Origin of the sequence: Arsukibacterium ikkense, from assembly GCF_000987775.1 — a bacterium.
Lineage (GTDB): Bacteria > Pseudomonadota > Gammaproteobacteria > Enterobacterales > Alteromonadaceae > Alishewanella > Alishewanella ikkense.
On sequence record NZ_LAHO01000007.1, the window covers coordinates 61,207 to 75,609 of the forward strand.

Consider the following 14,403-nt stretch of genomic DNA (forward strand, 5'->3'; position numbering starts at 1 on the left):
TTCAAAAAACATACAGGCGATGCATAACTCATTTTTAGCAGAATGAGTATAATTTGTATACACAGGAAAAATAACTATATGAAATTAAAGGTAAATAATTTCACTATTTTACCCACAATTAGGCCTGCTAAAAATCTGTTATGCATAACTCATTTTTAGCAGCTTTGCATAACTGATTTTTAGCAACATTTAATCATTAAATTCATTTGCTTACCGACCTCTGTACATTATTTGCGCATAACTCATTTTTAGCAGCATAACTCATTTTTAGCAGGTTATTTATTTTTATATCAATAACTTAATTCATTTTCTAGCAAGAAGTATCCAACCCCTCTAGATCTAGAATAGATATAGAATAGAAAGAGAAGATTCGTCAAACAACATATCAAAATTCGACTTTAAAATTACGGCCTACATCATCTTTTCAATGACTACCCTATACGTTGATATCAAAGTCATGATTAAAATCAACAGAGAGGCTTACAGGCAGCTTAAAATTGATTTAAACCTGGTATATCAACTATCAGCTAAGCCTGGTTAATTTAATAATAAAACTCGCTATTACTCTCAATTTTTATGGTTAACTAAAATATAACAAACCAATAGGGAATCTGGCTTAAGCTACTTTTTAGGAGATTTTTGTATTTCATATACAACTGATTAATCGATTTAACTTGGCAAGTATTTGTATTTGTAGTAACAAGACATAGAGAAGATCACTAATAAGGAAGTTTTTGATGGCAGCTAGTACACTATGCAAGTCTTGCAACAGCCAAGTTTTATCGAACAGTAAAAAATGTCCAGTTTGCAACTCGTCGATTTCATCCAACAGATTTATTAAAATAGTTAAAATCGCATTAGTAGCAGTAATCGCAGTTCCAATTTTGTCTGCAATACTAACTGCAATTTCAGGGTATGAGGGAACGACCTACCAAGCCACAGCTAAGCCGCTAGAATCAGACTATGCTGATGCAAAAGTATTTGATTACAGGGCTGCTGCCCTTCAAAACATCCCCAGAAATGAACTAATTCGTGTTAACGGCGTTGTTATTCAGACATATGGTAAAAATGCTATTAGGCTCGGTACAAAAAGAGTCTTTGGAGGTTTTTTTGAAGAAGATGTTTACCTAACTTTTTCTGAAGCTCCCCAAATTTTGGAGGGCGACACTCTAGAAATAAAAGCCAGATATCAAGGAGTGCAAATTTTCGAGACTATTCTGAAAACTGAATCAAAAGTTCCTCACCTCCATGTTGATTATTATTCGGTAAGTAAGATGAATTAAGGATTTTTTTCTCAAAACACTTGCTTTAGATAGCCGTGACTAAGTTAGAGAGTGTCTGCTGTCATGCTTCATACCGGCAACGCAGCAGATGCAACAACAAAAAGCAGATTTTAGTTTAGTTTTGTTCTTACCCTAATAATAACGCCGCCAACATCCGCCGCTTTATATCGGCTACTAAGCCTCACAAAATAAGCTGCCGAAGTGTTTGGCCTTCCTATGCATTTTTTAAAAATATCTCGAATTTAGTATTCAAGGCTTTTTCTTCGGATGAGAACCAATCAACTATAGCGTGCACGCTGTCCTCTGCGGATTCATACTCTTCACTAGTTGCATCAATGTGTTTAGCATTAAGGCGATCCAAAGCACGTTGGAGCTGAACCCCTTTGCCTCGGAACTGTGGGATTAACTCTTCTATGTCTGGCATTTCCATAGGGCCGAGTCGTTCAATTTCCCATCTAAAATCATCGCACTGGTCAAGTAGCGCGTTAGTTCCTTTGAAAATGCCGACCACCTGACCTGTGCGGTAATTCATACAAAATTTAGCGTGCTCTTTCATGAGTTCAAACGCTCGTAGCCTGCTGGGTCGAAGGTTCTGCTGCATGGCAATTTCATTGGACTTCTCTGCCACAAGCCGAGACTGTCTGGCATAAACTGCTGACAATAGCGCCACTACTACTGCCAGAACTGCAATAATATTACTTAGCAAACAGATTACTCCTCATGTGCATCTCTCTTGTACCATTTGTTATACCTGTTTTTCGAAGTTATTACTGCTGAACCACACTCTGTCACTTAAGACCCTGTCTTCAAGTTATGTAAAAACTTCTTAGTCTAATGATCTTAAGTTTGGGGAAAAGGTCACCATCATAACTACAGCATCTGCAATGGATTATTATTATGCGCTATCGCGGCGCTATTTAAGGTCTTTTCCTGAGTTATTCGAAGCATTGTTAAGAATACAGAAGAATCTAGAGCTGGGAATAGTAATAGAAATTTCGTTACGATTATGGATGACGAAAGCATCGCCAGATCAATCGGTGTTAACAATCCAGAGGAACTTGGGCCTACAACAAGTCCGGTTTGGTTCGCAAGTGCAAGGCTGGCATAATTCGATTTAGAGGGGGCATGTATTTTCTCACAAGCCAACATGAAATAAGGTCGATAGTGATCTAAACCTGTTGCGACTTCTAAGGTATGCAAGTTAAACCTGTTCCTATTTATATTCAGATCTTGAGCTTCTAGGTATGGTTTAGCCCATTCGTAATCACAATACTCATCAAAATCATCGCCTAATTCTTTAAGCGCACATTCTTTCAATCGACTTATATCAGCCATCTGGTCAACACTAAAGGGCTTATGTTTAAGCCGTTCTGCATGCTTGCTCAAAGATTGAGCACCTTTTTCATTCTTAATATGTTCTGACAAAATATATCGACGAGCAGATGACTCAGACTCAGCAATTACACATGAACACACAGCAAGTTCATGAAGGGTTCGCCATCTCGCTAAAGCGCCATCAGGGAAACCTGCTTCTACTAAACTTTGTATTTCTCTAAGTACTAATACTGATTTTGCATGAATTTGCGTCAGTGCAGGAAAACGAAGATCCTGACTGTCGGATGTAGTAAGAATTGCTTTTCTGTAGCTTGAAGCAACGTCTAGATAAATTGAAATAAATAACTCAAACAAATCAAAAGTCTCACCCCATTTATCCAGTAATCGTAGTCTGAAAGAAGCTCTTGAATCGGTTAAATGGCAAATTTCGAGTGATTTCTTAGCAAGTAGGTCTTCTGCTACTGAATGTAATACTCTGAAAACATTTGCCTCACTCGTATCGTCCAGACGATCATCACTTTCTAGTGCTCGTTGAATAGATCCGAAATCAACCTTCATATATACCTCTCAACTCTAAACCGCCTCTAATTGCCCCCTCCAGAGAACACTAAAACTATAGACATAATCTAGCTTCCTTATTAATTTTCATAGCTGTCAAAATCCATATTTGGTAAAAGATAACGCTGCGTTGAAGTTCATACCCACAGCGTGAAATCGCTATTCTATACCAATGCGCTCTGCATCATAAATACAGTATTTACATGGTTTAATTCCCAACATCGACAACTCTTGAAAACCAACAAATTCATTGATTAATTTGACATCAATTATTTTTGAAAGCTTACTACAATAAGATCTGTGAAAAACCTTGGATGTTTTTGCTAAAAAAAATATCTCATCCCTTAACTTTTCAACACTTAAGGTTTCCTCTGGAAGTGAATTAAAGAATATTATTCTATTGGCGATAGGATAGTTTTCAAAATTAATTTTCAAATAGCTTAAAGATGACTTTAAAAGCTCTAATTCTTGAAAGCTTTGAAAGCCCTTTATAGAGTAAACTAGCTCTTCTAAATCACGTTTGCTAAATTTTTTTAGAAAAAAATACAATTTATCAAGATAAATACTTTGATAACTACTGACTATTTGAGCTTGATCATTAATCAAAAACTGAAAACTAGGTAGCGCTACAAGCACTCGAAGTAAAAGTATAACTTTGTTAATCGTACTCAAACTTGTAGATTCAAACTCTTTACCAATAAAGTCTAAAAGCTTAAGTGTTAACAAACCATCAAAATCTGCTAGATATGTCTTGACAGTATCAATCTCGAAATCTCTTAGATCTGAAACAGCTTTAGGAAAAGCTCCAGAAATTATAAACCTAAATATTATATTGCCAGCTCTGGAAACAAGCCTACCACTTACATTCCTGTCACTTAATAAATCAAGAATAATCCTTGGCTCATTGTGTAAGAAAGGCTCTCTGAATGCAGCAGCACTGTTTATCCAATTACTAGAATATTTCACTAAATATCGAGATGCTTCAATTTGATGCTGTAAACTTGCTGACTGTACTAAATAACGAAGGGCCCAGTTTTTATCTATGCGACATAGCCTATATATTAAAAGCGCTGAATCTAATACTTTTGATGTATCAACAAGTTTAGAGTATAAGACACTGGCATCTTTTTCTACGAGAGCTTCTAAGATTCTCACTTGGTACTTTGCAACAAATTCAGGCTTTTTTACAAATGCATAGTTACACCAGAACGTCCAATTTAATATTAGTGCCTCTCCTACTCTTGCATCATTCAAACCAATTACACGATGGTTCTTAGCGATTTTCGACCTGGCCCAATGCTCTGAATTTCGGGCTAATGACAGTGCGACCCTTCCGCCTTGCAAACTAAGAACATCAATATTTTGAGCAGCTTCACTTCGTGCCCAATCTTTAGAGTGGCAGGCCAAGTTATACGCAACTTGACCATTTTGCATGGAAAGAATGTCGAAGTTCTGCGCTGCACCAGATCGCGCCCATTCGATAGAACATCCCGATAGGTTTAGCGCAACCTGACCATTATTTATACATAGCACCTTTAGATCTTGCGAAGCAACTGAGCATTGAAAACCAATGTCATTTTTAGACCATAGCTCAGCTAAGTATGGATTCTCTAACAAAAAATCCACCATGAATCTCTCTGGATCTTTTAAATCACTACTAACACTTTCGTAGGTAATAAACTCACCTACTATGTTATTTATGATGTCTTGATCAGGAAAGTCAGCAACATTTTTCAAACAATGATTGATGCAACCTATCCTATACAGTTCGCTGTAGATTTTTCTTTTACAATCAAAAAGAGCGTTATAAGTTACTTTTCCAACACCTGGGATCTTTAAAATAGTAAAAGCGGAGCTAGATAAAAGATCACCTATGCTCGTAATACCAACTTTTGCCAATTTATCTTTAATATTAAGTTCTAAATCTAGCTCATGTAACGTTCTATTTAGATAACTTGAAAGAACAGCTTTATTTTTATTCAACGTCTAATCCTTGACAACTATTAATTATAGTATTCTTTAACTTTATTAGTTCACCTCCATAGTGCGTTGGCGCAAATCCGCTCCTGTAGATGGTTAATTTTGGTTCCGACAGGATCATTCTAATAGTTCGTAAGCGTAGCAGCAACCACACCATAAGGTGCGGTGTATGTTTATTCCGAAGACAGTTACAGTTGCAGACAGTAAAGTTGATCAGTTAAAACTGGAACGTACCGAAGGCCGCATAGTGCAACATCCCACCTGTTCAATCTGGTGTTTTTGTCGATACAAACTTTCATAAACACTTTACCTGGTTTGGTATCGGCTTCGTACTGTTCCTTGCCGGTGCCTGCTGGCTCATATGGCGAAAGTAATTACATTTCAGATGCTAGTACTGTCATTGCTGAAATTGATCAACAATTTGACTAGCGCCAGTTACTGTACCTAAAAATTAGCCGTCAATTTTATTTAAAACTTAACGGTTATTTTTTAACCTAAAACTAGCAATCTTACCCCTCCCCTCCCTTCTCACCCCACTCCCCCCCCGTAAACATGTTTACATTTAAAAAACATAATTGACATCATTAAGCAAAGTATTATGATGTCACCAAACTAAAGAACAGGATTGCAGTAATGCTTGGAAGGCAGCCACTTTTAACTAAATTAATGGCTATTGGCTTAGGGCTGACGCTTTCTGGGCTGGCTTCAACCGCGGAGGCTGGTGTGTTTGATTGGTTTAAACGAACAGAAATAAAATGGTCACCTGAGATACATGGCGTCATAACCGAGCAAGGGAAGCCAGTAACCGACCAGGAAGTTAAAAGGAGACTTTATTACGAAGGCAAAGAGCAATTCGATACCACTACCACAGATGCAAATGGCCAGTTTCATTTCCCACAGAAAACACGCAAAGTCAGGCGAGTAATGTTTGATGTCAGCGTGGCAATGGAGCTGTACGTTACAAACTACCCAACGGCTAATGAAGACGATCTTGTTTTCCGGGTCGCTAATCTGAATCATCTCAATTACCAAGCCCTCGATTTGATCCTAAGCGAAATGCAATGCGAGCTAGCTGCACCGACAAAAAACGAACAGCTGAAGTACCTGGAAGATTTAAACCTTGCCGATATAGCCCCCGCAGTTCTTTCTAAATGCTCGTTTACTCACGCTGACAAAGCCCTGTTTTCTGAAGAAGAGCTGCAACGGCTAATAGAAGAAGATGCAAAAAATATAGAGCATTTTTAATCTGAACCATGAACAAGGACAGTTATGAAAACAATTACCCCTAAAACTGCGGTATGGCTGGCAAGAGCTCCGTACGAAGCCCAGGACGTTAAAGCAGGCCAGAATTTTACCGCTGGAAAGCGATTTCTCACTGAGCATTTTGATTTCAGCCAAACAGGCGGAGTTGTCCATGGCACCTCCGGTAGCGTTATTTCATCGCTACTTAAACGTACTACAGGTTTTGCCATCATAGGTAAGGGTAAAGGACACTTTTCAGGTGACGTTGCGTTAGGCATTCGCGGCACCAACATGACGAGTAGCAGAGACTGGTTCAGCAACGCCAATACTGGCCTGGCAATATCCGACAATCAAAGTGCTGTGCATTCCGGCTTTCATAAAGTGTTTAAAAGTATGGAGCCTGCACTTGAGAAGCAACTGGCACCGCTTCTTAACACCAATAGTAAAGGCGTGGTTCATTGCGCTGGCCACAGCTTAGGCGGTGCATTGGCGAGTATTGCTGCAATTTGGATAAAACAACGATTTGGTAATCACGTTGCCCTATATACCTTTGGAGCCCCCAGGGTAGGCTTGAATGATTTTGCCCTCAAGTCATCAGGAAGCGTCGATAAAATTTACCGTTGTTTGCATGGAGATGATCCGGTTCCTCTGGTTCCGGTCTGGCCATTTTATCATGCCCCGCTAAATGGCAGCAGCGTATTGCTGACGTCAGCTACCGGTATCAATCCCTCTGCACATTCGATGCTGGAGAGCCCAGGTTATGTGGTGACGTCTCGCGGTCAATGGGATGATTTACAGCGCCGTGGCGATACCATTAAAGCCGTTCGTCTATATTACGATCGCCGCTTCGAGTGTAGCTTCAGTACTCACTGGCAAGAGCGTTTAAGCCATGCTCTGATCACACTGCTACAAGACGCTGGTTTTTTAACTGCCGTTACAGTGCAGATGGGAATTAGCGGTATTATGACTTTTTACGATTATCTGGCGGCAACTGTCGAAAAAATTGCAAACCTTAGCTCTAAATTCGCTGAACAAGTTAAAGGCCTGCTTGGACATATGCTGGTTTTCGCCGGTAAGGTCACTACCGCCGTGACTGAGCTCACCGTTCGCTTTATTCGATGGGTTTTTAAAGTGACGCTTGAGGCGCTGTATCGAGTGGCCAGACGTGCAATTGAATTGGCGAGTTAATCGCTATTTTCCGAAGGCTGCTGCAACTCTATAGTGGCAGCCTTTTACGAACCAACGTCACTAAAACATAGATTACGGTTAATATTGCATTTGAAGGTATTTGCAATCCCCACCACCACATAGTCATTTTTAATTAAAGTTACAAATCCGAGGGGATAATAAAAGTGTCTGAGCTGGCTCGATATGTACTTGGTTTATCTATCTGTTGAGCAACCAGATCATAGGGAATGTGAGGCTGAAGCAAGGATGAAAATACTGATGGATCAGTCACAGCAACATCCAGCCAGTTGTCTATTAGCTGCATGTCCAGGGGTAACATCAGCGGTGAGGCTTTGCTGTGAATAGCCAGTAGTTTTGGGTGAGGTGGCAGCGTTATTACCGAAAAAGATAATGCCGTCTCGCCAGTATCTTTGTTAAGCCACTCCCGGCAGAGACCTCCCAACAGCATCGCTCCATCCTTAGCAATCATGTCATGGCAATGAATAGGCTTACCGTTCACGTACTCTGTTTCGCCAAAGCCTTTAACAGGTATTACACAGCGGCTTTTTCGGTAAACCTGATATCCAGCGGCTCCCTTTGTATTTAGCTTGTCATAACGGGTATTGAATGAAGTGAATTTAGATGGTTTGAAACCGGTCTCTGATGGTTCCAATAACAACCACCAGGTGGCGTTTTCCATTCTGCGAACACCGCTTTTTTGTCTGACGATACTGACCTGATTAGTCGCCCTGATAAAGCGGTTGAAAATCTGACGCTCTGGGAAGATTTGAATTTGGAGCCCTTCGCAAAGCTCGATGACATCTGGATCATCAATAATATTTAGTCGTCCGCACATACAGCCTCCTCTAAATGGGTCTCAGTATAGTGTAATTAAAAAGAGGATATTGAGAACGCCCCATCAAATCAAATCAACTCAAAGCATTTCAACTAGCTACCATTATGTATTCCGGTTATCAATTGAGTTGAATTTAATGTTTTTAATATCTATATTTAACCAATATTTCACTTTAAGGATCTGAATATGGACTATCAGAGAGTGACAGAGCGGCAGGCTCTTGAAATGCTTAAGCTTTGGAGCGTTGCAGGCCGGGACTTGTCTTCGCTTGTTAAATTACAGCCTGCTAACAACAGACAGCTAGTTGCTCTTCTTCCAGGGTATTTAGATAACGAGTGGTATCAGTTTGGAGAGGCATATTCCTGTTATACCGAGGCTTTTAGCAGCCTGGGCGGTTTATTAGATAAAATGCGCCTCACTAGCTGAGAACGTTAAGCGTCACAACAGCACTAGCGACTCTTCAAAACGGAAATTGCCAATCTCGCCAAGATCGATATACTGTATAAATATACATATATGAGGTGAGTATGTCCGCAGTATTTATTGGCAATGCCGATTCCTGGCCAAAGCGCCCTATCCCATTTTACAGCGATCCGGTTAAGGCGGGGTTTCCCTCGCCAGCCCAAGACTATGTTGAGCGCACACTCGATCTAAACGAGCTGTGTATCAAACACCCGAATGCAACGTTCTTTGTTCGAGTATGCGGTGACTCCATGATAGAGGCCGGTATTTTTGATGGCGATGTACTGGTCGTTGATCGATCAATTGACGCTGTTCATGGACACATCGTAGTAGCAAGTATAGGCGGCGAATTCACAGTTAAAGAGTATTGCACACGTCCAGTGATGCAATTACTGCCACGTAACCCAGCATACCAACCTATCCGTCTGCGTGATGGCGATGAGATGAGTGTTTTCGGAGTTGTGATCGCCAATGTACGACAGTTTGTTTATATATGAGCCAAAATATATTTGCTTTAGTGGACTGCAATAATTTCTACGCTAGCTGTGAAAAGTTGTTCCGACCTGATTTGGCTAATACGCCCATTGTCGTGCTATCCAACAATGATGGTTGCGTTGTGGCTCGCTCAAAAGAGGCAAAAAAGCTCGGTGTCAAAATGGGCGTACCACTATTCCAGGTGCGTGAGCTGATGCAAAAGCATGGCATTTTGGCGTTCTCATCTAACTATGCGCTTTATGCTGATATGTCACAGCGGGTGATGAGCATATTGGAAGGCTTGGCACCGCGAGTTGAAGTTTACTCAATAGATGAAGCTTTCTTGGATTTAACCGGAGTCAGTCACTGCAAGGGCCTGACTGAGTTTGGTTTATCCGTACGCCAAACAATTCAAAAATGCACTGGCATAACCGTTTGTGTAGGTATAGCGCCGACTAAAACTCTTTCCAAGCTTGCCAACCATGCAGCCAAAACTTGGCATAAAACCGGTGGTGTGGTGGATTTAACCAGCAAAGACCGACAGCGTAAATTATTGGCCTTGCTGCCGGTAAATGAAGTTTGGGGCATTGGCAGTAAATTGACTAAGCGATTACAACAATTCGGTATCGATACCGCGCTTCAGTTAGCGGATGCAGACCCTAAATATATCCGGCAGCACTTCTCAGTGCTAGTTGAACGAACAGTACGAGAGTTAAACGGTGAGTCGTGTATCGCATTAGAAGAGATGGCCCCGACTAAAAAACAGATTATCAGTAGCAGGGCCTTTGGTGAGCGTATTACCGACAAACAGCAGATGCGCGAGGCGATCAGCGAATATATCAGCCGGGCATGCAAGAAGCTGCGAGGCGAACAGCAACAAGCTAAACATCTCACTGTCTTTTTGCGTACCAGTCCCTTTAGCGAAAAAGATGCGCCCTATAGTGCCAGTAAAAGTGTCGAGCTGGATAGACCCAGCAGTGATACCCGGATTTTCCTGGCTAAAGCCATGCAGCTGCTTGATAGCCTATGGGTTACAGGATATCGCTATGCTAAAGCCGGTGTAATGCTCGCCGATTTTTATGACCCCGGCGTATATCAGCCCGGCCTGTTTGATGATCCCATCGTCCAAAGAGAATCAGACCAGGAGCTGATGCAGCTAATGGACAAGCTAAACACTAAAAATGCGAATACCATTTGGTTTGCCAGCCAGGGCGCGAAGCAGAATTGGAGTATGAAACGGGAGCTTCTATCACCGGCGTATACCACCAACTGGTCGCAACTGCCAAAGGTGAAATAGACTAAAATTCAACTTGGCTTGTTATTCCACCATCCATTTTAAAAGTGAAATGCCGACATTGGGCGGCTGTTAGTTCTTTAAAAGCAGAACTACATTGTCGACACGTTCCACTAATACGAATCGACACTTTATGCCAATAGCAGATATAATAGCTACCCCTTCAAGGCCGCATGCTACCAAAATAGAAAGATCAGAAAAAGCCTTGCTTTAATCAAGCTGAAGATCTGCGTTCCTTTGAGGTATTGCATGTTTAAATCACTCGATGTATTCTGGAAATTATATAATCTTATTATTTATTATGGAGCGTCATCGCATGAAGCGGTTTTACTTTTTTACTTTAATATTTATTTCATGTTACGCCTTATCTAACTCCCAGTTTGATGAAGGAATGAAAGAATATGACAGTAAGAATTATGAAAAAGCAGTCTATTACTTTGAAAAAGCTGCAAAAGACGGTGACGTAAAAGCTTACACAAAATTAGGATCTATGTATTTTTTTGGATTAAATGGTATTAAAAGAGACATTGTTAAAGCCAGAGATCTTTTAATAAAATCTTCCAATCAAAACGATCCAGAAGGTCAGTATTATTTGAGTTTAATATATAGTGGATTTTTTAATGCTGCTGAGCAAAACAAACATGAAGAGCTTGAATGGCTAGAAAAATCAGCACTAAATGGTTATGCAGATGCTCAATGTTCATTAGCTCAAAAACATTTATATGGCAATGGAATTAAAAAAGACATTAAAAAAGCATTAGAGTGGTATGAAAGATCAGCAGAAAATGGCAGCGAAGACTGTATGATTCAATTGGCTAACATGTATAGACAAGGTGAGACAGTAGAAAAAGATCTCAGTAAAGCCTTCAATATATATTTGAAAGGAGCAAATAATAATAAAGCCATAATGATGAGTGAGCTGGGTTTTATGTATGAAACAGGTCAAGGCGTCGAAAGGAATTACAAAGAAGCAGCTAAATGGTATCTAGCTTCTCAAGAAATAAAGTTATCTCTTGAACGTTTAGGGGTAATGCATGAAAATGGTGTTTTTTTTGAAAAAAACTTAAATGTAGCTTTTGATTACTTTGAAAAGGCTGCTGGAGTCTACTCTCTTTTTGCTTATATTAAGTTAGCTAAAATGTTGAAAAACGGTGAAGGCACTGAGAAAGATAGTAAGCGCGCAGCTGAACTTCTTTGGAAAACGTATGATAGCTCGCTTGAATTCAGAAATGAAGCAAGTAAGGAGTTATCAAAATTCATTGATTGTTCATCTGTCGATACAAATACCAGACTATTTGATGTTGCTTTAGGTTGTATGAATAGAAGTGATTTGAGAATTGCAATAAAAAATGCAGGTGGGAAACCAATTAGAGAAGATAATGGGTTTTGGGATGACACTTATGATTCAACATCAATGCTCTTAGGCACACACAAACTTTCAGTATACTACACGAATAACAATAACCAGTTTTCAAGATTGATTTATGATTTTGCTGTTAAAGGTGACGAAAGTTTTTTAAGAATCAGGAAAATGTTGGAATCAAAATATAAGAAACCTTATTTTGAGATCTCTTGCTGTGTAACATGGATTACAGATGATGGATTAAAAGTTGGACTTAATATCGATTCAAATAAAATTATTTCTTTAACATACTATCATGCTGAAAATTTTAAAACATACCTTGATATGATTGACAAAAAAATCGAAAATCAGAGAAATAATTTCTGATTCTATTTTCACAGATATTAATTTGATTATTAGTAGCAAATTTATTTTCTGAATGCTCGATTTAGAATTAAACGGCTTGATCGTATTAAAAATTTTAAAAGCGGGAAAAGTGAAATATTAGGGTCAGATCAAAATTAACCTGACCGGAAATATTAGGGTCAGATCAAAATTAACCTGACCGTATGCAATTCGCTCATAGCATTGATCAGTTCTGTTCCAAACGCTGTCGAAGGGTTAGAGTATGTTCAAAAGTGGAAGTACAGATACTACAAAAATCGGTTTTGTGAATCGCAATAACCAACAAAATCATGGAACTCGCGGTGTAGTCGGTACTGATCATGGTCAATTTTCATATAAGCTTGAGTGTTTGAATAAAAACTGTGGCCATGTTTACGGTGCAAACGGAACAGATATTTTTCAACGTAAATGCCCTAAATGTCAGGGTGGTAAAAGTGGTATTGAGTTCTAAATTTATAGCAAGTTGATTAATGTCGTTTCAGCTACAAAAATCCGGCCGTGGCTGGACGGCCCGCGCTGCGGCTGCCATTCAGTATGAAGCGTTGTGTGTTTTTACAGAGGTAATGCTATGGCCCTTTTGGCTGAAGAAATCGTTGAAGAGTGGCTAAATAGGCAGGGTTATTTCACTATACGTGGTATCCGACTAGGCGTTAATGAAATTGATCTGGTTGCAGTAAAGTTCAGACCAGGCGAACCTCCTATCTGTCGCCATATAGAGGTACAAGCTTCAATGAGGCCTGTTAGCTATATCTCTAAGGTTCCCAAAGCTGCACGAAAGACTGGTCGAGCTGCAAATAGCGCATCGCGTTCACAGGAAGAGCTTGTAGATGGGGTTAACGAGTGGGTTGAAGGTAAGTTTCGTGCCAGCAAGAAGCGATCCCTCATGGAGTCGCTTTGGAGCGGCGACTGGTCGTCTGAACTGGTAATAAATAACGTCAAATCTGAGCTGGAAGTAGAACTTATAGCAGAGCATGGAATAACCATACACCGGCTACCGACCATCGTTCGAGAGCTTCAAACTAACGATTTTCCCATCAAGAGCGCTTCTGGTTCAGATTTTATAGATCTATTGCAGATGGGCGCTAACACACAACAAAATACTCCTTATTCATCGCGTGCTTCCTCGTCTCGGCGGTAAGTTATGGGTTGATGTTGGATTTACGCTCAAAGCTGTCCTCCTAAAAACAATATGCCCATCTTGCAAATCAGCATTATTCCCCTCCCCCCTTCCTAGTTAGTTCTGAGATCATAACTACGGAGAACAACACCATGACCTTAACGTCAACCCAGCTGATTCAGCACATCGAGACACTTTTAAAAATCTGCAAGACCACACTTAATTCTGAAGACGTAATCAGGCTGCAACAACAACAATTTCAATTTGTTCACGTTGACGCGAACGAACTGATATTAACGGAGATAAGCCGCACGTTATCACAACACATCGACGATGACTCGGTGCTAAGTTTTTTTCGTATGCTGCTGCGGTACGCGTTAATTGAGAACAGACAAACCTTAAATGGCTATTTGCAAGGCAAAACCGTCGAACTATTAGGGGTGTCAGCATGAGCCAGCTTGTTCGGGTGTACCAAAGGAAATCGCGATCTCCCTGGGACGACACGTCGACGTTTTTGCTATTGGCAGATATCGCTAATGAAAAGACACAGGAACTGTCATTCGGCCGGTATATATACCAACATCGTGATGCAGGCGGCAGAATTCTGGGGATCAGTGTTAGTCGATCTATCCAGGACGAACTGGAATGTGGCCAGTATATCGATGCCAATAAAATGCAGAAGATACTCTCACATTACTGTCAGGACATTTCGGAATTTTGCGAAAAATTCCCTGATGAGTTCGAGGCCGTATTCGGGCTGCCGCCAGATGTTTATCTGATAATTGCAGCTGCATGTTGGTCACAGTAATTAGTAATTAAAAAACTTATGGCGGGGATTCCCCGCCATTTTCAATTATTTCGCACCACAGCCTCCTATGTATTAGAAAT

15 protein-coding genes are annotated in these 14,403 nt (G+C 40.2%); 11 read left to right on the forward strand and 4 right to left on the reverse strand.

The features are described from left to right. Positions 1–737: 737 nt before the first annotated feature. Positions 738–1,283, forward strand: a complete 546-nt coding sequence (locus WG68_RS08560) for an RING finger protein (protein WP_046557276.1) — start codon at positions 738–740, stop codon at positions 1,281–1,283. A gap of 214 nt (positions 1,284–1,497) precedes the next feature. Here the strand turns inward: WG68_RS08560 and WG68_RS08565 are convergent, their stop codons facing one another. The 3 genes from WG68_RS08565 to WG68_RS08575 all read right to left on the reverse strand — a co-directional run bounded on the left by WG68_RS08565 (position 1,498) and on the right by WG68_RS08575 (position 5,159). Further along, positions 1,498–1,989, reverse strand: a complete 492-nt coding sequence (locus WG68_RS08565) for a hypothetical protein (protein WP_046557277.1) — start codon at positions 1,987–1,989, stop codon at positions 1,498–1,500. Between the two features lie 164 nt (positions 1,990–2,153). Then, on the reverse strand, positions 2,154–3,176 hold the full coding sequence (locus tag WG68_RS08570) for a DUF5677 domain-containing protein (protein ID WP_046557278.1): 1,023 nt from the start codon (positions 3,174–3,176) through the stop codon (positions 2,154–2,156). Between the two features lie 159 nt (positions 3,177–3,335). Next, on the reverse strand, positions 3,336–5,159 hold the full coding sequence (locus WG68_RS08575; protein WP_046557279.1) for a hypothetical protein: 1,824 nt from the start codon (positions 5,157–5,159) through the stop codon (positions 3,336–3,338). A 630-nt stretch (positions 5,160–5,789) separates the two neighbouring features. Here WG68_RS08575 and WG68_RS19085 point away from each other — a divergent pair. Together WG68_RS19085 and WG68_RS08585 are read left to right on the forward strand one after the other, a co-directional pair. Then, on the forward strand, positions 5,790–6,401 hold the full coding sequence (locus tag WG68_RS19085; protein WP_052749022.1) for a DUF6795 domain-containing protein: 612 nt from the start codon (positions 5,790–5,792) through the stop codon (positions 6,399–6,401). A 24-nt stretch (positions 6,402–6,425) separates the two neighbouring features. Continuing rightward, the gene (locus WG68_RS08585) at positions 6,426–7,586 is read left to right on the forward strand and encodes a lipase family protein (RefSeq protein ID WP_046557280.1); all 1,161 of its coding nucleotides are present in this window, start codon (positions 6,426–6,428) and stop codon (positions 7,584–7,586) included. A gap of 139 nt (positions 7,587–7,725) precedes the next feature. Here the strand turns inward: WG68_RS08585 and WG68_RS08590 are convergent, their stop codons facing one another. Next, the gene (locus tag WG68_RS08590) at positions 7,726–8,421 is read right to left on the reverse strand and encodes an SOS response-associated peptidase family protein (protein ID WP_046557281.1); all 696 of its coding nucleotides are present in this window, start codon (positions 8,419–8,421) and stop codon (positions 7,726–7,728) included. Positions 8,422–8,607: 186 nt separating this feature from the next. Between WG68_RS08590 and WG68_RS08595 the strand changes: the two genes are divergently transcribed. The 8 genes from WG68_RS08595 to WG68_RS08625 all read left to right on the forward strand — a co-directional run bounded on the left by WG68_RS08595 (position 8,608) and on the right by WG68_RS08625 (position 14,323). Next, a complete protein-coding gene (locus WG68_RS08595; RefSeq protein WP_046557282.1) occupies positions 8,608–8,847 on the forward strand; it encodes a hypothetical protein in 240 nt (79 codons plus the stop codon). Between the two features lie 101 nt (positions 8,848–8,948). Next, positions 8,949–9,380 carry a translesion error-prone DNA polymerase V autoproteolytic subunit gene (gene umuD / locus WG68_RS08600; protein ID WP_046557283.1) on the forward strand — a complete coding sequence of 144 codons (432 nt, stop codon included), beginning with the start codon at positions 8,949–8,951 and terminating at the stop codon, positions 9,378–9,380. Further along, positions 9,377–10,654, forward strand: a complete 1,278-nt coding sequence (gene umuC / locus WG68_RS08605; protein ID WP_046557284.1) for a translesion error-prone DNA polymerase V subunit UmuC — start codon at positions 9,377–9,379, stop codon at positions 10,652–10,654. The genes umuD and umuC overlap by 4 nt, the downstream gene beginning before the upstream one ends. A gap of 313 nt (positions 10,655–10,967) precedes the next feature. Next, a complete protein-coding gene (locus tag WG68_RS08610) occupies positions 10,968–12,380 on the forward strand; it encodes an SEL1-like repeat protein (protein ID WP_046557285.1) in 1,413 nt (470 codons plus the stop codon). Positions 12,381–12,621: 241 nt separating this feature from the next. Beyond that, the gene (locus tag WG68_RS19370) at positions 12,622–12,849 is read left to right on the forward strand and encodes a hypothetical protein (protein WP_083981837.1); all 228 of its coding nucleotides are present in this window, start codon (positions 12,622–12,624) and stop codon (positions 12,847–12,849) included. 117 nt (positions 12,850–12,966) lie between these two features. Continuing rightward, entirely contained in the window at positions 12,967–13,536 is a 570-nt protein-coding gene (locus WG68_RS08615) for a hypothetical protein (protein WP_046557286.1), read from the forward strand. A gap of 131 nt (positions 13,537–13,667) precedes the next feature. Continuing rightward, entirely contained in the window at positions 13,668–13,967 is a 300-nt protein-coding gene (locus tag WG68_RS08620; RefSeq protein ID WP_046557287.1) for a hypothetical protein, read from the forward strand. Next, positions 13,964–14,323, forward strand: a complete 360-nt coding sequence (locus tag WG68_RS08625; protein ID WP_046557288.1) for a hypothetical protein — start codon at positions 13,964–13,966, stop codon at positions 14,321–14,323. The genes WG68_RS08620 and WG68_RS08625 overlap by 4 nt, the downstream gene beginning before the upstream one ends. Positions 14,324–14,403: the final 80 nt, after the last annotated feature.